Annotated in this window: 14 protein-coding genes and 2 tRNA genes; 7 read left to right on the top strand and 9 right to left on the bottom strand. The window is 63.2% G+C overall.

Annotated features, from left to right (window positions below; all coding sequences use genetic code 11):
• The 6 genes from ACK5IR_RS11925 to ACK5IR_RS11900 all read right to left on the bottom strand — a co-directional run.
• Positions 1–354: hypothetical protein (locus ACK5IR_RS11925; protein WP_416929172.1), on the bottom strand; the 354-nt coding region annotated here is incomplete at its 3' end.
• Between the two features lie 837 nt (positions 355–1,191).
• Positions 1,192–2,577: a DNA cytosine methyltransferase gene (locus tag ACK5IR_RS11920; RefSeq protein ID WP_416929170.1), complete on the bottom strand. Its 1,386-nt coding sequence runs from the start codon at positions 2,575–2,577 to the stop codon at positions 1,192–1,194.
• Positions 2,578–2,638: 61 nt separating this feature from the next.
• A complete protein-coding gene (locus ACK5IR_RS11915) occupies positions 2,639–3,046 on the bottom strand; it encodes a very short patch repair endonuclease (RefSeq protein ID WP_416929168.1) in 408 nt (135 codons plus the stop codon).
• A 79-nt stretch (positions 3,047–3,125) separates the two neighbouring features.
• On the bottom strand, positions 3,126–3,344 hold the full coding sequence (locus ACK5IR_RS11910; protein WP_416929166.1) for a hypothetical protein: 219 nt from the start codon (positions 3,342–3,344) through the stop codon (positions 3,126–3,128).
• Positions 3,345–3,727: 383 nt separating this feature from the next.
• Positions 3,728–3,802, bottom strand: a tRNA-Asn gene (locus tag ACK5IR_RS11905).
• 67 nt (positions 3,803–3,869) lie between these two features.
• A complete protein-coding gene (locus ACK5IR_RS11900) occupies positions 3,870–4,757 on the bottom strand; it encodes an MBL fold metallo-hydrolase (protein ID WP_416929164.1) in 888 nt (295 codons plus the stop codon).
• Positions 4,758–4,799: 42 nt separating this feature from the next.
• Between ACK5IR_RS11900 and ACK5IR_RS11895 the strand changes: the two genes are divergently transcribed.
• Both ACK5IR_RS11895 and ACK5IR_RS11890 read left to right on the top strand, forming a co-directional pair.
• Positions 4,800–6,122 carry an ATP-binding protein gene (locus ACK5IR_RS11895; RefSeq protein ID WP_416929162.1) on the top strand — a complete coding sequence of 441 codons (1,323 nt, stop codon included), beginning with the start codon at positions 4,800–4,802 and terminating at the stop codon, positions 6,120–6,122.
• 280 nt (positions 6,123–6,402) lie between these two features.
• Positions 6,403–8,070 carry a putative transporter gene (locus ACK5IR_RS11890; protein WP_416929160.1) on the top strand — a complete coding sequence of 556 codons (1,668 nt, stop codon included), beginning with the start codon at positions 6,403–6,405 and terminating at the stop codon, positions 8,068–8,070.
• A gap of 45 nt (positions 8,071–8,115) precedes the next feature.
• On the opposite strand, the gene ACK5IR_RS11885 is transcribed toward ACK5IR_RS11890, so the two are convergent.
• Positions 8,116–9,006 (bottom strand): LysR family transcriptional regulator, encoded by an 891-nt coding sequence (locus ACK5IR_RS11885; RefSeq protein WP_416929158.1) that lies wholly within the window; start codon positions 9,004–9,006, stop codon positions 8,116–8,118.
• 99 nt (positions 9,007–9,105) lie between these two features.
• Here ACK5IR_RS11885 and ACK5IR_RS11880 point away from each other — a divergent pair, with 99 nt between their 5' ends.
• The 3 genes from ACK5IR_RS11880 to ACK5IR_RS11870 all read left to right on the top strand — a co-directional run bounded on the left by ACK5IR_RS11880 (position 9,106) and on the right by ACK5IR_RS11870 (position 11,909).
• A complete protein-coding gene (locus tag ACK5IR_RS11880; RefSeq protein WP_416929156.1) occupies positions 9,106–9,987 on the top strand; it encodes an aldo/keto reductase in 882 nt (293 codons plus the stop codon).
• 47 nt (positions 9,988–10,034) lie between these two features.
• Positions 10,035–11,216 (top strand): aldo/keto reductase, encoded by a 1,182-nt coding sequence (locus ACK5IR_RS11875; RefSeq protein WP_416929154.1) that lies wholly within the window; start codon positions 10,035–10,037, stop codon positions 11,214–11,216.
• A gap of 468 nt (positions 11,217–11,684) precedes the next feature.
• Positions 11,685–11,909, top strand: a complete 225-nt coding sequence (locus ACK5IR_RS11870) for a hypothetical protein (RefSeq protein WP_416929152.1) — start codon at positions 11,685–11,687, stop codon at positions 11,907–11,909.
• Between the two features lie 183 nt (positions 11,910–12,092).
• On the opposite strand, the gene ACK5IR_RS11865 is transcribed toward ACK5IR_RS11870, so the two are convergent.
• Positions 12,093–12,167: transfer RNA gene (locus ACK5IR_RS11865), tRNA-Gln, on the bottom strand.
• Positions 12,168–12,250: 83 nt separating this feature from the next.
• Positions 12,251–13,084 (bottom strand): 3-deoxy-8-phosphooctulonate synthase, encoded by an 834-nt coding sequence (gene kdsA, locus ACK5IR_RS11860; protein WP_416929150.1) that lies wholly within the window; start codon positions 13,082–13,084, stop codon positions 12,251–12,253.
• Between the two features lie 359 nt (positions 13,085–13,443).
• Here kdsA and ACK5IR_RS11855 point away from each other — a divergent pair, with 359 nt between their 5' ends.
• The gene (locus ACK5IR_RS11855) at positions 13,444–16,458 is read left to right on the top strand and encodes an NAD(P)-binding protein (protein WP_416929148.1); all 3,015 of its coding nucleotides are present in this window, start codon (positions 13,444–13,446) and stop codon (positions 16,456–16,458) included.
• Positions 16,455–19,057 (top strand): AAA family ATPase (locus ACK5IR_RS11850; RefSeq protein WP_416929146.1); only part of this gene is annotated, 2,603 nt, incomplete at its 3' end. The genes ACK5IR_RS11855 and ACK5IR_RS11850, both read left to right, overlap by 4 nt.

Raw genomic sequence — 19,057 nt, 5'->3', positions numbered from 1 at the left:
CGTGCGTTCGCCGCCCAGCCCAAGCGCGCCCCTGTCGGTGCGCAGCGCGGACGAAACGGTGTCTTTGTTCCAGCTGAGCGTTTCCATCAGTTCCTCGATGGTCGCGCCCTCCGCCAGCGCCTCGGCCATCAGGTGCCGCTTGCTGCCTGCCTTCGTGGCCTTGACGTCTTCCGGCTTGCCGGGTTCGAGCATCACGCGGTCGGGCAGTTCACGCGGCTTGCGGGCCTTGGGTTTCTGCGCCTCGATCATCGCGACGAGGTCGGCCTTGGCGATCTTCTTGAGCGCGGAAGCGGCCAGCGGCGTTGCCAGCATGTCGTTGAGAGCGGGCTTGGTCAGGGTATTGAGGTCGGTCATATCTGTTACTCCGTTGATGTGTTCCCGAAACGTTCCGGGCATAACTGAGTTATCGGACCTGTCCCCGGCAGCGATCAACCAAAAAATGGATCGCAAATTCTATCGTGACTTGACTCGGGTGGCGATCAGTAGCATATCCGGCTCCAGAAAGGAGAACCAATGCTCTCATACACCCCCAACGAAGACCTCATGTCGCTCCCGAAATACGACCGGATCGCGATCTACCTGTTTCGCGATCTGACCAAGGATTTCACCGCTGAGACCTTGCCTGCTTCGATCCCGTTCGATCAGGAGACTGTGCGCCGCGCGATGCGCAGGGCGGTTGCCGATGGCGTAATCAACAAAGAAGTCGCGAACGTCCCGGACATCAAATACACCTATGACGCCCGCCGCGAGTTGCCCGCAGAAGTGGAGCAGGCAGGCCCCATGACCTGGCTTCAAGCCGGGAAGGGCAAGTATACCCTGCGGCGCACCCGCCGTAAGAACATCATCGACTTTGAGAACCTTGGCGTCGATCCGACCATTGAACCCGTGGTGGACCAAACGCCCAAGTTCATCTCGGCGCTACTGGGGCAGGACGAACAGGCGGTGTTCACTCGCGTTCGCAACGCGGGCCTGATCAGCACCTTCCTTGGTTTTCAGGCGATGGCGATCCAAGGGCACCACCGCACCAGTGTCACCTACGGTCAGATCGAGATCGACGAGGTGCAGGCAGGCATCGACGGCACGCAGGAAACGCTCGTTCCGATCTCGGGCAAGGGTGGGCAGGACAAGTTGTCGTGGTCGCAGGCCCTGAACCTGAACACCTACGGCGTCCAGAAAGCGCCCGTTCCCGGCCTAGCCGTGCGCAGCCTCGGCCTGTGGCGCGACAACCTGAACACGGTCTGGATCGTCGAGTTCAGCCCCGCGACCGACATTGACCAGATCGAGATCGTCAACGTTCGCCGCTTCACGTTCCGCTAATTCGATCTCGGCTTGCTTGCGCTTCTTGGCACCGCTTTTCTTGTCGCGCCGTCCGATAGGATTTGCGACCTTGAAGTGCGCCGCGGCCTCGGTGTTGCCCATCGTCAGTAGGCACTCGTCGCCGAGTTCAAGCGCCTCCGTGGGGCGGGTCCGTCTGACACCAAGAGCCTTGATCACTGACGTTGCCACGGCGCGCGCGAGGGGCGGCGGGACGGCATTGCCGATCTGCCGCGCCCCGTGCCACTTGGTGGCGTTGAAGCGGAACCAATCTGGGAAACCGTGAAGGCGTGCCATCTCGCGCACAGTGATGCAGCGCGCATAGGCGTAGTGGATCGGGCGCGGGCTAGTGAATGCCCCTCGGGCGGAATCCGTGCCTGCGCGAAGCGTGTTCGACACCCCATCCGCAGGCAACTTGAAAAAGCGCGAGATCGGCTCCACTCGCCCCTGATCGGTCGCGCGGAAGCGCCGCCGGGAAATGTCGGTATGCTCTGTGCGGGCGCTCGAAGTCAGGATGCCGTTGTCCCAGATGCGAGGATGCCCATAGCCCCAAGCGTCGTTTCCGACACCGCGCAAGGGTTCGGCATATTTGCTCGGTTCGCCGAAAGCGGCGGTTTCGACGCAGTCGGACGAGCGAAGTTCCTCGAACGCCTCGGCATCTGGCAGGTCGCCTAGTGCATCCTCGCAGGTCGGGCGCTTCGATATGACGGTCGGGTAGACTGGAACGGTCGCGCCCTTCTTGGCACCCATCAGGATCAAACGCTGACGGTCCTGCGGCACACCATAGTCGGCCGCGTTCAGCACGCGCCAATCCTTCTGCACGTCGTAGCCCAACGCTTCGAATTCTTCGATCAACTCGAACAGGAATTTCCGATGCTTGCCGACCGTCAGGCCCTTGACGTTCTCGAACACGAAATAGGTCGCGTCGAGGTCCTTCACGAGCCGAACGAAGTCCTTCACAAGCGAGTTGCGAGGATCGTCGAGGGCGCGTTGCCCAATCAACGAGAAGCCTTGGCAGGGCGCACCCCCGAACACTACGTCAACCTTTCGGTCGCCTATGCCCGCGGCCTCGCGCACGTCGGCGGCGGTCACGTCGGTGACGGAACGAGGAATAACGGCACACTGCGGAAAATTGAACTTGTGGACGGCTGCATGAACCGGATCGAGCTCGACCGACGCGACCACGTCGAATCCGGCTTGTTCAAAGCCGAGACTCATCCCGCCTGCGCCTGAAAACAGATCGACTCCAATCGGTCGTGCCATGGCTTGCTCCCTGCCGTTTTCGCGCAACATATCGACGCCTTGGCGATTTGACCAGCAAATCCTAGTGCCGAAGGAAGGCCTCGACGCGCTGGATCGCTGTGTCTGGATCACGTAATTCGCATTGCCAGACCACCAGCGGTTCCCAGCCAGCCTCGCGCAGTGCGGTTAAGGTCTTCTTATCACGTTCCCGGTTTGTTTCAATCTTCGGTCGCCAGTATTCGGGGCGTGACTTCGGTAACTGGCCCCAGCGGCAGCCGTGACCGTGCCAGAAGCACCCGTGGACAAAAATTACCTTGCGACGCGACGGAAACACGATGTCTGGCTTTCCGGGCAGGTCGCGACGATGGAGGCGGTATCGGTAGCCAAGACGGTGCAGAGCCTGCCGCAAGGCAAGCTCGGGTTTTGTGTTCTTCTGCCCAACCCTGGACATGATGAAGGATCGGCGCTCGGGTGCGACGTGGTCAGTCATATCAGCAGCCTAACCGACAGGCAGAAAGCCCGCGACCGTGAAGTCGCGGGCCGTTACGATGGGAGGTGTGTGAGGCAGTTTATCCGCTGCGCTTATTCAATTCGGCCATCATGTCTTCGGCAGTTCGTTTTGCCGCATTGAGTGCATTGTGCAGAGCAGTTGCGTCGAGTTGCTCGATCATGTTGTGAGGGATTGGCTGTCCGAGGAATGACAGCCGCTTGTGGCCGCAGACGCTCAGGAGTTTCGGATTGTCGCCGAGCGCGACACTCAGAGCCAGCTCAGTAAGTTTGGCGGTCATGGAAGACCCCTTTCACGGTGGCGAGTGAATATAGAGGGGAGCACCTGCCACCTGCGGAGCCCACGCCTCGTTCGACCGCTTTCGCGGAAGAATTCGTCATGTCTGGAACTCCGTTGATAGGCAGTCGCGGGCGTTGCTCCGCGACTACAGCACCTGCCTACCATAGATTAGGCGCAGCGGTCAACAGCTAAGTTTCTGAAAACAAAGGGTGTTTAAACAGCCCGTGTTTCCGGCGCTTGGCTCGCTCGTGTGCTTGCCGTGAACCCGCAAGCCAGTTTCGAGGGTGAAAGCTCGATCCGCGCCCGCGTTGCAACATCGTTGCAAAAACGAAAAAAGGCGATCCCGGAGGATCGCCAATTTTGCTTTACAACCAAGTGGTTGATTGGCTCCGGCGGTAGGGATCGAACCTACGACCAATTGATTAACAGTCAACTGCTCTACCGCTGAGCTACGCCGGAACACGGGGGCGCGTATAGCAATGCGCTTGACGAGCGTCCAGAGGGATTTTCGTGATTGCGGCTCCGATCATTCGATGCCGCGAAACAGGCTCTCCGAAGAGAGTTCTCCGATGACTGCGGCCTTGCCCCGTTCGCAAAGGTCGATCAGGTGGGCGAGGAGGTTGCGCTCGGCGGCGGCGAGAAGGGCCGGGGGGATGTCGGAATAGACCCTGCGGGTCAGGGTCGGGATGTCCTCGGGCGTCTCGCCGAGTGCCGCGAGAATCTGGCGCTCGCGGCTGCGGCGGTGGGCGATCAGCCAGGCGATACGGCCGGCCGGGTCGGTTACCGGCTCGCCGTGGCCCGGATAAAGGATGTGATCGCGACGGCCGGCCAGTCTTTTGCAGGACGTCATGAAGGCGGTCAGATCCCCGTCGGGTGGCGAGATGATCGAGCTTGCCCATCCCATCACCAGATCGCCGGTGAAAAGCGCCCCGTTCCAGGCGAAACACATGTGGTTCGCGGTATGACCAGGCGTATGCAGCGCCTCGACTGTCCAGCCGTCGCCGGTAACGATGGCGCCGTCCTCAAGGCGCAGATCGGGCGCGAAAGCAGTGTCTGCCCCTTCGCCGCCCCCCGCCAGCCCTGTCCGGGCAAGCTGTCGCATCCGGGGCGAGCGGCCGTCGGTATGGGTGCCGAACGCGAGGACCGGCGCATCGGCGATTGCGGCCAGGGCGCGGGCGAGCGGAGAATGATCGAGATGGGAATGGGTGACAAGGATATGGCTAATCCGCTCGCCCCCCGCCGTTGCCCCAAGCAGCGCGTCGAGATGGACCGGGTCCTCCGGGCCGGGGTCGATCACCGCCACCGATCCCTTTCCCAGAAGGTAGGTGTTGGTGCCCCGGAAAGTCATCGGCGAGGAATTTGCCGCAGTGAGGCGGCGCAATCCCGGTTCCATCTGAACGATCCCGACGTTCATTTCCCTGTTTCTCCTGCCGGCGGGGGACGATAGCGTTGTTGCATGAATTTCCGCTGGATCAAACGTTCCATGCCGCGAAGCCTCTATGGCCGTGCGGCGCTTATCCTGATCGTGCCCGTGGCGGTACTTGTGCTCGCCGTGTCGCTGGTCTTTTTCCAGCGGCATTTCGAGGATGTGACGCAACAGCTGACCCATGGGATATCGCTGGAATTTCGCGAGGTGATCCGTCAGATCAACGCCGCCCCCGACATGGCGGCCGGTCTTGCGGCCGTGCGGCAGACCGCCCGGACGATGGGAATCACCGTCGCGCCGGCAGCAGAGGCGGCAACCGGCGACGCGCGGGCATTCTATGATGTCTCGGGACGGATCGTGATGGACACCCTGCGCGGTGGAGTTGACGGGGTTCTTTCGGTGGACCTGCTCACCTCGAGCCGTCGGGTCGATGTCGAGGTCGAAACCCGGCACGGACCTGTCAGCCTGAGCGTCGACCGCCGCCGAGCCTCGGCGTCGAATCCGCATCAACTGGTCGTTCTGATGCTGGCAATCGCGGCGCTGATGACCGCGATCGCCTATCTCTATCTGCGCAACCAGCTCAGGCCGATTACCCGCCTCGCCGGGGCGGCCGAGGCCTTTGGCAAGGGGCAGATCGCACCCTATCGGCCATCGGGTGCGCAGGAGGTTCGTGCCGCAGGTCGGGCGTTTCTCGACATGCGGGCGAGGATCGAGCGCCAGATCGAACAGAGAACGATGATGTTGTCAGGGGTAAGCCACGACCTGCGGACGCCTCTGACACGGCTGAAACTCTCGCTGTCGCTGATACCGCCGGGGCCGGACGTGGACGAGATGGAGCGGGATGTCTCCGAAATGGAGCGGCTGATCGGCGCCTTCCTCGATTTTGCCCGATCCGATCAACTGGACGATCCCGAATCGGTGATCCCGGCGGATATAGCCCGGAAGGTGGCGGAAGATGCCACACGGGGCGGTTGTGCGGTCGAGGTGGTGCTGGGCGATGGAAGCGAGGATCCGGTCATTTTGCGCGGTCTGGCGGTCGAACGGGCCCTGACCAACCTTGTCGGCAACGCGTTGCGCTATGGCAGAAGGGCACGGCTCACCGTCTCGACGACACCGCGACTGGTGGTTTTCTCGGTCGAGGATGACGGTCCCGGCATCCCGGAGGACCGCCGCGACGAGGCCCTCAAGCCGTTTGCACGGCTCGATACGGCCCGCAATCAGGACAAGGGGTCGGGTGTCGGGCTGGGGCTGGCGATCGCGCGCGATATCGCGCGGCGGCACGGGGGAAAGCTGCGGCTGGACAGCAGCGCCGCGCTCGGCGGTCTGCGGGCGGAGCTCAGCGTCGCACGATAGGGCAAGGCGCCGTCGCCGATTGACGCAGCAGAATCCAAAGCGCTTTGAGTGACGGCGATTCCGCTATCCGGACAGTTTGCGAAAAATACCATGAATACCGGGTGTTTGCGCAAACTTCCGGACATCCGGATGACCGGCAGACGATGGCGACCCTGCCGTTTCGCGCAAGGCAGGATTTCGGCGGGCGCTGTTGACGCGTTGAGACCGCAGGCTCATTGAGACACGCATATGCGGCCGCCTGGGGCCGCCTCCTTTCGGTCGCAAGGCAGGGGAAAGAAAGATGACGTCGCTGTTTCCTGATCTGAGCGAAGTGGCGCTGACCGTGATAGCTGTCTCGATCGCCGGCGCGCTCGGTCTGCTGTTCGGGCGCGTACATGTCCGCGGGGTGGGGCTTGGTATCGGCGGAGTGCTTTTCGCCGGTATCGCGCTCGGCGACATCTCGTCCCGGCTCGGGCTGCACTACAGCGCCGAGATGATGGAATTCGTCCGGGAATTCGGCCTGATCCTCTTTGTCTTCACCATCGGTATCCAGGTCGGGCCAGGCTTTTTCTCGTCGCTGCGAAAATCCGGCCTGCAACTGAACGTTGCGGCGGCCTGCATCGTTGCGCTCGGTGTGGCGGTGACCGTCGCGATCCACTTTGCGTTCGATGTTCCGGTGCCGGCACTGGTCGGAATCATGTCGGGCGCGGTGACCAATACGCCGGGGCTGGGCGCGGCAACCCAGGCGCTGACTGATGTGGGGGCCGGCGCCGACGCAGTCGCCCAGCCGTCGCTGGGCTATGCGGTGGCCTATCCGTTCGGCATCTGCGGCATCCTGCTGACCATGCTTCTTGTCCGGGTCATGACCCGGGTCGATATCGAGGCCGAGGCCGAGGCCTACGAGTCGCACCTTCGCCGGGGCGCCGGCGCGCTGCCCTCGATCAACGTCGTCGTCAGGAACCAGAACCTCGACGGTCTTGCGCTTTCCGAGGTTCCCGATCTCTACGATGCGGGTGTTGTCGCCTCGCGGATGAAGAAGGGCGACGACCTGATCCTGCCACGGCGGGATACGGTGGTGCATGTGGGGGATGTGCTTCACCTTGTCGGGCCGCGCGACCGGCTCAGGGCGATGCGGATCATCCTCGGCGAGGAAACCGACACCGAACTGACGACCAAGGGAACCCAGCTTACCTGGGCCCGCATCGTGGTGACCGAACACAAGATCATCGGGCACCAGCTGCGTTCGCTCGGTCTGGAAGAGGGGCACGGGGTGACGATCTCGCGCATCATGCGGGCGGGACTCGAACTGCCGGTTCAGGCCGATTCCACGCTGGAATTCGGCGATATCGTCACCGTGGTCGGCACGAAAGACGCGGTCAACCAGGCACGCGGCATCCTCGGCGACCAGTCGAAGCGGCTCGACGAGGTGGATTTCCCCGGATTGTTCGTCGGCATCGCGCTCGGCATCCTGCTGGGCAGCATTCCGCTCGCCATTCCCGGCCTGCCCGCGCCGCTCAAGCTGGGGCTGGCAGGCGGGCCGCTGATCGTTGCGATCGTTCTCGGCAGGCTGGGCCATTGGGGGCCGTTCATGTGGGTGATGCCCCCCGTCGCCAACACGGCGCTGCGCGAATTCGGTATCGTCCTTTTCCTCGCGGTGGTGGGGATCAAGGCGGGCGACCAGTTCCTCGATACGCTGCTTCGCGGTGACGGGATCTCGTGGGTCGGTTACGGAATCCTGATAACGCTCGTTCCGCTGATGACCGTCGGCCTCGTGGCGCGCATCTTCCTGCGCTTCAACTACCTGACGCTCTGCGGCATGCTGGCCGGATCGATGACCGATCCGCCGGCGCTCGCCTTCGCCAACGCGCAAAGCACGACCTCCGCCGCTTCGATCGCCTATGCCACCGTCTATCCGCTGGTGATGGGACTGAGGATCTTTGCGCCGCAACTGATCGTGCTGCTGCTTTAGCGAGGACTATTCGCAATTCTATGCCGAAGTGATACCCCTCCGAGTTCACCCTTTGTGCCTTAGAGCGTTCATGACGATCTCGAACGCTGGCGATTGTTGCCTGCGGCTTGGGTAATAGAGGTGGAAGCCCGCAAACGGTTGGCACCAGTCATCCAGCACTTGGACCAGCGTCCTGTCGGTGAGCTGAGCCTGAACGGCGGATTCAGGGACAAGGGCAATACCAAAGCCCAAAAGCGCCGCCTCGATCATCGGGTTGATCGTGTTGAAAACAAGTTGACCGTCAACTTTCACATTCAGTGGCTTGCCGCCTTTCTCGAACTCCCAGGCGTAAAGCTCACCGCGCGTGGACATGCGCAGGTTGATGCAATTATGTCCGGTCAGATCCCGCGGCACATCGGGTGGTATGTGCTTCCGGAAATATGACGGCGACCCGACCGCGATCAGCCGGTCGTCGGGTGCAATGCGGACGGCGATCATGTCCTTTTCGAGGCTCTCACCCAACCGAACACCCGCGTCGAACCTTTCTGCCGCAATGTCGGTAAAGCTGTGTTCAACAAAAATTTCCAGCCTGATCTCCGGATAGTCTGGCAGAACTTTGGATAGCTTCGGCCAGATCACGCTTTCGGCGGCGTATTCGCTGCAGTTGATGCGCACTGTGCCGGCTGGTTTTTCGGAAAGTGCGCCGATGGCTTCAAGCTCATTCGCAATCTCGTCCAGACGCGGCCCCACATTCTGCAACAGTCGTTCGCCTGCCTCGGTTGGCGATACGCTGCGCGTGGTGCGTGTCAGCAAACGGACGCCCAGATTTTCCTCCAGCTTGCGGATCGTGCGGCTCAGCGACGATTGCGACACACCCAATCGCGCGGCCGCCTGCGTAAAGCTCTGATCCTTGGCGACAACGACAAAGGCCAGCAGATCATTGATGTTTTCGCGCATCCATTATTGCTTTCAGTGCATAAGTTCATGCCAACTATACCGTCTAATCGTCGGAGGTCATCTCCCCTAAATTTCAGGCATACCCGAAGGAGAAAAACGATGGCCACGAATAGCATCAAATTGAACAATGGCGTGGACATGCCCGCACTCGGGCTCGGCGTGTTTCAAAGCGCCCCGGACGAAACCAGTGCCGCTGTTGAGGCCGCCATCGCCACCGGCTACCGCCATATCGATACTGCTGCCGCTTATGGCAATGAAAAGGAAGTCGGCGAAGGAATTCGCCGCTCTGGCGTCGCTCGAGATGAAATCTTCATCGAAACCAAGATCTGGATCAGCGACTACGGCTATGACGAGGCCCTGCATGGCTTCGAGAAAAGCGCGGGTAAGCTTGGGGTCGAACAGATTGATCTGTTGCTGCTCCATCAACCCCTGCCGACTGCGTTCGACCGCACGTTGGAGGCGTATCGCGCCCTTGAAATGCTGCTGAATGACGGGCGTGTGCGCGCCATCGGCATCAGCAATTTCATGCCCGAGCATATGGAGCGTTTTCTGGAGGCTGCGAAGGTCATGCCTGCCGTAAACCAGATCGAAGTCCATCCCTACTTTCAGCAGTCCGAGCTTCAGGCGCTGAATGCAAAGCACGGCATCCTGACGCAAGCCTGGTCGCCAATTGGCGGGATTACCTTCTATGGCGACGGCAAACGCAGCACGCTAGAGGATCCGGTCATCCTCGACATTGCCGGGACACATGGCAAATCCGCCGCTCAGGTCATGCTCCGTTGGCACCTGCAGGAAGGGCGGTCGGCCATTCCGAAATCGACCAAGGCCACCCGCATCGCGGAAAACTTCGACCTGTTCGATTTCCAGCTTTTGGACGAGCAGATGGCTGCCATCCGGGCGCTCGACACCGGCAAGCGCAGCGGCCCCGAACCCGAGAGCATCACGCTTGAAAATTACGGTATGGCGATCCCCGAGACGTGAATGTGCCAGTAATGCCCACCATCAAGCAATCATGAGGAGTCCCGAACATGGAACGTGAAAACAAGGCTAAGATCGGACGCCGCGGCCTGTTGGCAGCGACTGGCGGCCTGGCAGCCGCGCCGTTGCTTGCTGGTGGGCTGGTCACGCCGGCCGACGCTCAGGAAGCCGGTTCGACCGGAACCGCCACCACCCCGGCACGCGGAACGCGGATGCTGGGCAATCTGGAGGTCTCGGCCATTGGTCTGGGTGTCCAGAACATGCACCGAACCTATCAGACGACGATCCCCTACCGGCCCGAGATGCTGAACATCATCCGGACAGCCTTCGAAAATGGTGTCACCTTCTTCGACTGCGCCGAAGCATATGGTCCGCACGAGGATGAGCGCATTCTCGGTGAAGCCATCGAATCGTTCCGTGATCAGGTCGTTATCACGTCGAAATTCGGTTGGAACATCGACCTCGAAACTGGCGAACGCCTGCCTGGCCTCAACAGTCGCCCCGAACATATCAAGCTTGCCGTCGAGGGTATGCTTGAGCGACTGCGGACAGATCGCATTGATCTTCTTTATCAGCACCGCGTGGATCCCGAGGTTCCGATCGAGGATGTTGCCGGGGCTGTTCAGGATCTGATGAACGAAGGCAAGGTGCTGAACTGGGGCCTCTCGGAGATGGGACTGGACACGCTTCGCCGCGCCCATGCGGCCCTCCCCGTCACCGCCGTTCAGAACGAATACTCGATGCTCTGGCGTGGCCCGGAGGATCAGGTCATTCCTCTTTGTGAAGAGCTGGGCATCGGTTTTGTGCCGTGGAGCCCGCTTGGCGTCGGCTTCCTCACAGGTGCCATTGATGCCAACACCCGGTTCGCACCCGGTGACATCCGGGCCATCGAATCCAGGTTTGCGCCAGAGAACCTGCCGAATAATCTGGCCTTGGTTGATCTGGTGAAGGACTGGGCTGAACGCAAAAAGGCAAGCCCGGCACAGGTCGCGCTGGCATGGCTGATGGCTCGGAAGCCATGGATCGTGCCGATCCCCGGGACGACCCAGATGGCACATATGCTCGACAATATCGGCTCGACGGAGATCAGCTTCACGCCGTCTGAGATCGAGGAACTAAATGCCAATGTCGCCGCCATCGAGATCACGGGACAGCGCCTGCCCGATCAGGTGCTCGCCTTCTCGGGTGTGGAGGCACCTGTCGCTGACGCACAACCTACCGAGCAGGAATAGTCGGAGGTGGATCATAGCCTGCTGCCGCTCTTCCTGCCGCAGGCGGGATTCACGGGATTGAGCGACACGGCGTTGCCGCGAAACTGTCGATTTCTGCGCGAGCTTGATGGCAGACTGAGTTGTCGGTGTTTGAGGCTGACGACGAGGTGACGGCGGCAGGCAGGAAAACTCATCTCCTGCCTGAACCGGGTTGATCGACTCCGCGATGACAAAACAGGAAAGACCGATGACGATGGACGACATCAATCAACGCAACATTCTCAAGGCAAGTCTGCTGCCACTGGCTATGGCTTCGAATACGTTCTGATGCAGCGCGCCGCGCTGGGCTGCCGCATCGACGGCGGCCGGTACAAGCCGGACAGTTCGACCCACGAGGATGCTGAGGTCATCGCCGCCTGCGTCGCGGGATTAAAGCTGAAACGCGATCTTGTAGGGGATTGGTATGCAAGTGCACCTGGGTAAGGGGGATTGGATGACGACAGGACAAGGGAATCAGTGCCTAATTCAGACCAGACCGGGTATCGCCAGATCAGTGGAATCGAAGCGGTGGATGATCTGGCGACGCTGGCGCCGGAAGTTCTGAATGCAATAGCGAAGGGCGAACAGCCTGAAGGAATCACAAGCGACTATCTGATCAAGACAGGTTTCCCCGCGATCTGGTCTGAACAGCGCCAGCAGTTCGCCTCGCTCTGAGCGCCGCCCCCCGCAGATTCCTCCAAACTCGTACCGCCGGAATCGCAAACAGAGACTGCGGCCCGAAATTGCTCTGTTTGGCGCTCTGGTTCACGCCTCACCTGAATACCGTCGGCGCCAAGGCCCCGGAAACACGCGACAATTGCGCGGCAAGTTTCAGCGTCTTGAAATGGTGGGAAGGCCTGGCTGGGGTGGTAGGATTCGAACCTACGGTACACGGTACCAAAAACCGCTGCCTTACCACTTGGCTACACCCCAACAGCGGAGCGGTCTTACTGGCAGGTGCGGTGTTCCGCAAGCCCCCAGATGCAAAAATCGGCCTGCCTCGCAAGGTTGGGCGATCAGATCCGGATTGGCGAGGACTTCGCCACCCGGTCGAGTGCCGCAAGCGTCCCGAGCAGTTCCGGCATCTGATCCAGCGGGATCATGTTCGGCCCGTCAGAGGGCGCGGAGTCGGGGTCTTCATGGGTCTCGATGAAGACCGCGGCAACACCTATGGCGACCGCGGCGCGGGCCAGAACGGGGGCGAATTCCCGCTGTCCGCCGCTTGCCCCGCCAAGACCCCCGGGCTGTTGAACGGCATGTGTTGCGTCCATCACCACCGGATAGCCCGAACGCTCCATCTGCGGCAGGGCGCGCATGTCGGTCACCAGCGCGTTGTAGCCGAAGGAGGTGCCACGCTCGGTCAGCAGGATGCGGTCGTTCCCGGTCGAGGCGACCTTGGCGACAACGTTGTCCATGTCCCACGGGGCGAGGAACTGCCCCTTCTTCACGTTGACCGCCGCGCCGGTCTTGCCTGCGGCAAGCAGCAGGTCGGTCTGGCGGCAGAGAAAGGCGGGAATCTGCAGGATGTCCACCGCTTCGGCCGCGGGGGCGCATTGCCCGGGCGCGTGCACATCGGTCAGCACCGGGCAACCCACCCGGGCGCGCACCTCGGCGAGCATTTCCAGGCCGGCCGCGATTCCCGGTCCACGACGCCCCGAGAGCGAGGTCCGGTTTGCCTTGTCGAAGGATGCCTTGAAGACATAGCCGAGCCCGGCCTCGGCGCAGGCGGCAGCCATCGTGCTTGCGATCATCAGCGCGTGATCGAGCGACTCGAGCTGGCAGGGCCCCGCGATCACCGCCAGCGGCAGGACGTTGCCCATTGTGACCTTCCCGATGGAAATTTCCTTCATCCGCTTCGTCTCCATGGCTGCGAATCGCTCATTTCCGCCCGACCATGCGGGTAATCACGCGTAATTGACAGATGCTGTCCGAATGACAACCGTGGGAGCAGCGCATGCCGATCTTTCCGCGCAAAGGTTGTTTTCCCCAAAGCAGCCCTGATTTGCCGGGTGTCCCGTCCCTCGGCAGGGAGGCCGCAGAACAGACGCGGGGGAATCCGGGAATCCGGCAATGAAATAAATCTGTTGCGAGATTCGTGACATGCACTAACCTTAGGTAATGACGGACTGTCATGGCCCGAGGCGGGAGTCGTTCGGGGCCAGGACCCTCCGGGTTGCCACATGCGAACAGGAACCGGGAGACATCGGGGATGGGTGACGAGAAAATACGGGTGGCCGTGCTCGGCGGGGGCGTCGGCGCGATGACGGCGGCGTTTGCGCTGACCGCCACGCCGGAGGGACGGGCGAAATACGATGTGACGGTCTATCAGATGGGCTGGCGGCTCGGCGGCAAGGGGGCGAGCGGCCGGTGCGCCGCCGATGCCGCGCGCATCGAGGAGCACGGGCTGCATGTATGGTCGGGCTTTTACGACAATGCCATCGCGCAGATGAAATCCTGTCTGGCGGAGTTGCAAGACGCCGGTGCCGACGGTACGTTTCGCAGTTTCGAAGAGGCCTTCATCCCGCACGGCAATATCGCGCTTGGCGACATGAACGATGGCTGGTCGTTCTGGCCGATGGAGGTGGCGCGCAATCCGGCCGAGCCGGGCAGCGGCGGAACTCTCCTGACGCCCTGGGATTATCTGGTCGAACTGGTCAATTTCCTGCGCGGCGCCTTCGGGGGCGATGCGCCGGTTCTTGTTGGCGCGCTGCCGGAAGCCGACATGACGGCGGAGCCGTCCGGGGGGCTTTCGCCCGAATTGATCGCGCATGTCGCACACCGAACCGGCCTGACCGCCGGAGCGGCCGGGATTTCGGCCGTCGACGGGATATACAGGTTGATGAATCGCCTGCCCGAGACGCCGCCCGGCTTCGTGCAGGCCGACCATGACGCGCTGTCCGCCCTGTCGAGACGGGCACAGCAGGATATCCGCCAAAGCAGATTGTCCGGCGGCGCGCCGGACGCCGGCACCCGGCAGTTCCTCGTCGCGCTGGAGCTTGCCGCGACGGTGCTGCGCGGCATGATCGAGGATCGGGTCTACCGCCACGGTTTCGACGCGATCGACGGCGAGGAGATCTCGCAATGGCTCGCCCGCCACGGGGCGCGGCCGGATGTGGTGAACAGCCCGCTGGTGCGCGCCGTATACGATTACGCATTCGGCTATCGCCATGGTCTCACCGACCCCAGCCACCGCGCCATCGCGGCGGGCGTCTTCATCAAGGGGTCGATGCGGCTGTTCTTCACCTACAAGGGCGCCATCTTCTTCAAGATGCGCGCCGGCATGGGCGATACGATCTTCACCCCCTATTACAAGGCGCTGAATGCGCGCGGGGTGAAATTCCGTTTCTTCCACAAGGTGCGGGCGCTGCAACTCGCCGATGATGGCAGGGCCGTGGGGCGGATCGTCGTCGACCGTCAGGCGACGGTAAAATCCGGCGCCTACGACCCGTTCGTGCGTGTGCCCTACCGGTCGGACGACGGTGCGCCTGCGCTCGATCTCGATTGCTGGCCGAGCGAACCGTTCTACGACCAGCTTGTCGAGGGGGCGGAGCTTCGCCGGCGCGGCGTGAACCTCGAAAGCGCCTGGACCGACTGGACACCGGTCGAGACGCTGACGCTGCGGCGGGGCGTGGATTTTGACGAGGTGATCCTCGGCATATCGCTCGGCGGGCTGCCGGATGTGGCGCAGGAACTGATCGCCGCCGATCCGGCGTGGAAACGGATGGTCGACAAGGTCGAGACCGCGGCGACCCAGGCGATGCAGCTGTGGCTTCGGCCCGGGACGCGCGCGCTTGGATGGGAGCATGGGGATTCGATCCTCACCGCCTATGCCGACGAGATGAATACCTGGGCCGACATGACCCACCTCGACGCCGCCGAAGCCTGGGGGGCGGAAGACAGGCCCGGCTCCATCGCCTATTTCTGCGGGCCGCTGCCGGATCCGGTGCGTTTCCCGCCCTATTCGGATGCGGGTTTCCCGGCGCGCGCCACGGCGCAGGTGATGGAATATGCCAGGGAATGGATGGCCGAACACGGCGCGCGGATCTGGCCCGATGCATTCGATGGCAAGGGAGGGTTCGATGACGCCGCTCTGATCAGCCGGCAGCCGCCCGGGCCGGCGGGCATGTGGGAGACACAGTATTTCCGCGCCAATTACGAACCGACCGAACGCTACGTGCTGTCCGTGCCGTGGTCGACCTCGGCCCGGCTCAGGGCCGACCGATCGGGGTTCGGCAACCTCTGGCTGGCCGGCGACTGGACCTATACCGGCATCAACGCCGGCTGTGTCGAGGCCGCCGCCATGTCGGGGTTGCGGGCGGCGGCGGGGCTTGCCGGGCTGCCGGTCGACATCGTGGGCGAGGAGGCCGATCCGGTCCCGGGCGAGCCCTGCGATTACAGCCGCAGCGAAAAGCCCATGGCGCCGGTCCTGCAATCGATCCGGGCGCAGAATTCTCCCTGGCCGTGGAGTTCGCTCTACGGCATGGCCCAGACCACCGGCGCGACTGTTACCCTGCCGTTCCCGCGCGATCATGTGGCGGCGATGCTGCCCGCCGGGCTGGAACCTGCCCCGCAGACCCTGACCGGCCCGGCAGAACATCCGGTGATCCTGCTCTTCGCCCGGCAGCGCAACGTCCGGCCGAACCAGCTTCCCTTTGGCTGGAACTATTGCGAGTTCATCTGTGCCGTGCCCTGGGCGCGCCACACCGATCCGCGTTTGCAGGACCTGCCGCCGCTGATCGTTCCGACCCGGCTCTACCTCGACAGCCTGCCGCCGATCCTGCTCGGCATCTGGGGTTACGGCTTTCCGAAGCTGCGCGCGACGATCTGTGCCGACCTGACAAGCTATGTCGTACGCGACGCGAAAACCGACCGCGAGATCGTCTCATGCAGCTTCGAACGCGAGGGTGCCGAGGTTCTGGCCCACCAGATCACCCCGTTCGAAGCCGTCCGCCCGGCCTACGAGATGGCGATGGTTACCCGCAATCGCATCGGGCAATGGCAGTATTCCGTCTATGATTTCTCACTCGGTCAGGCGCTTCTTCAGCCGCTGAAGATGGAGATTCGCATCTCGTCGGATGCGCTCGGGCTGCCAGAGGGGCAAATCACCGCGCCGCCGATCAGCGCATCGCCCTTCGGCGGTGCCTTCCTTACAAGCGATGCGACGATCAACAATCCACTCCAGTCCTTCGAACTCAGGGATATGCTGAGGAAACGACACAGATGAACGCCGCAGTGTGCCCCGCGTGCAGTTCCGCCCTGGTGCGCGGCGCCCGGTTCTGTTCGTCCTGCGGAACGCGGGTGGTCGAGCGGGGTGTGGCGCATTCGCGTTACATGACGGTGCTGTTCTGCGATCTGGCCGGGTCGACCTCGCTGACCGGCGCCGTGGGCGACGAGGCGATGTTCGGGATCATCACCCGCTACCACGAGATCTGTCAGGACGCGACAACCAGGCACGGCGGGTTTGTGGCGAAATACATGGGTGACGGTGTACTCGCCTATTTCGGCTATCCCAACACGATGAAAAACAGCGCGGTTCCCGCGGTAGCAGCGGCGCTCGAGATCGTCGAGCGGACGCGCCGCGTCCGCGTTCCGGGCAAGGGCCGGCTTTCGGCCAGTGCCGGGGTCGCCACCGGCTGGATGGTGGTGGGCGATGCCAACCCCGGTACACACGCCGCCGAGGCGCTGGCGATCGGCGGTACCGTGAACCTGGCGGCGCGGCTTCAGGCCGAGGCGGGAATGGGGCGGGTCGCTGTTTCGTCCGAGACCGGCCGGCGGCTCGAAGCCGCCGATGTCACGCTGTTGCCGCTGGGCGCGCGCCCGATCCGCGGTTTCGCCCAGCCGGTCGAAGTCTGGCTGGTCAACAGTGCGGAATCCGGTGTGCGCCAGAATGCCTTTGTCGGCCGCGACGAGCACCGGTCCGAACTGCGCGCGATCTGGGAGACCGTCCGCAGCGGCGGGACGGCCGCCGCCGAGATCAGGGCGCCGGGCGGCTTCGGCAAGACCGCGCTGGCGCAGAGCTTTCTTGCCGAAACCATCGACGAGAACGCGGTTCTGACGCTGGCCTGCGAATCGCACCGGCGCGATCAGAGTTTTGCCTGTTTCCGACCGTTCGTCTGTTCGCTCGCCGGGCTCGACACCGGCGCCAGCCGCGAGGCGCAGCGCGAGCTTCTGGCCGAATGGGCGCCGGAAGGCGCCGAACGCGGGCTGGCGCTGCTGTGTGATCTGGAGGCGAGCCAGCCGGCGCCGGTCGTTCGCAACGAACTTGTCGCCGAAGCGCTTGTCGCGGTATTGCGCGCGACCGTCTCGGATGTGCCCACGGTGCTGTTGCTGGAGGATGCGCACTGGCTGGACGCTGCAAGCGCCCGCTTCTTCGGCGAATTGCCCCGGCGGCTTGCCGGCAGTCCGCTGATGCTGCTGATGACACGCCGCCCCGAGGGGATCGCGGTCAGGTGCCCGGGGCTGGTTCGCCGTGATCTGGAACGCATGGAAAACGAACACGCGCACCGGATTGTCGAAATTCTCGACCCCGGGGGGATCCTCGCCCCCGCCGTACGGGCGCAGATCGTGGCGCGGGCGGCCGGCGTGCCGCTGTTTCTCGAACATATGACCAAGGCGGTCATCGAACGCCCCGGCGGCGATCCGGCATCCACCATACCGACGACGATGATCGAGGCGCTGCTCGAACGATTCGACCATCTGGGCGATACGCGCGCGCTGGTCGATGCTGCGGCGGTTCTCGGCGCGGAGGTCGATATCGACGTACTGGCCGCCATGGTCGGCAAGGACACGGCCGAGGTTTCGGGCCAGATTGCCCAGCTTGTGCGGCGCGGCATCCTGACCCCGGGCGGAAACGGCGCGGTCGCCTTCGATCACGCGCTGATCCGCGACGCGGCGATGCGGGTGCTGCTCAATTCGCAACGGCTGGAACTGCACCGCAGGGCGCTCGACGCCTACAGCGCCGTCGCGCCGGAGCGGCTGGAGGCATCGCCGGTCGCGGCCGCGCGGCATCTGATGGGGGCCGGCGATCACGCCGCCGCCATTCCGAAGCTGGTCGAGGCCGCGCAGGCGGCAATGACCCGCGGCGAACTGGCCGAGGCTGTGCGCCTGCTCGAATGGGCCGAAAGTGGCCTTGGCGAGTTGCCGGCGACGGATGCGGCGCGCGACGGGCTCGAAATGCTGGTCAAGTTCTCGCTCGGCCTCGCGCTGGTTCAGCATCGCGGGTTTGGCGACGCCAGCGTCGCCGAGGCCTACGGGCGGGCGCTGGAACTGTGTCTTGCCGGTGTCCGGCGCGGTGAAAACGAGTTCCGGATCGCCTGGGGCATCTGGGCGCATTACATGGTGGCGGGGGAAACCGGCCGTACCGAACATCTCAATCAGCGCATGGAGGATCTTGCCCGCGACGAGCCCACGCTCGAGGTGCTGGCTGCCTCGGCACGCTCGGTTCTTGCCTGCAATCAGGGGCAGTTCGACCTTCAGGAGGAGATGGTCACCCGGGTAAAGCGGCTCTACCTGCCCTACCTGCACCGCAGGCAGGCGATTTCCTATTCGCAGGACAGCCTTGAGCTTGCACTGCTGTTTCAGGTCCATGGCCGCTATATCGCCGGCGATCTTCCGGGCTGGGAAGCCGCGCTGCAGGCGGCGCTGGAGCACGAGACGTTCCTCGACCTGCCCTATCTCGCGCCCTATATCCGCATCTACAGCCGTGGCGCCTTTACTTATGCGCTGTCGGAGGTCGGGTATCGCGCGGCGCTGGAGGAGGCGGTGGCGCTCGCCGCCGAGATGGCGCAACCCTTCTGGGTTACTGCCGGCAATCTCTGGCTCGC

The sequence above is a fragment of the Tropicimonas sp. genome (genome assembly GCF_047971885.1).
Taxonomy (GTDB): domain Bacteria; phylum Pseudomonadota; class Alphaproteobacteria; order Rhodobacterales; family Rhodobacteraceae; genus Tropicimonas.
This window is presented reverse-complemented; position numbering and strand designations above follow the sequence as displayed.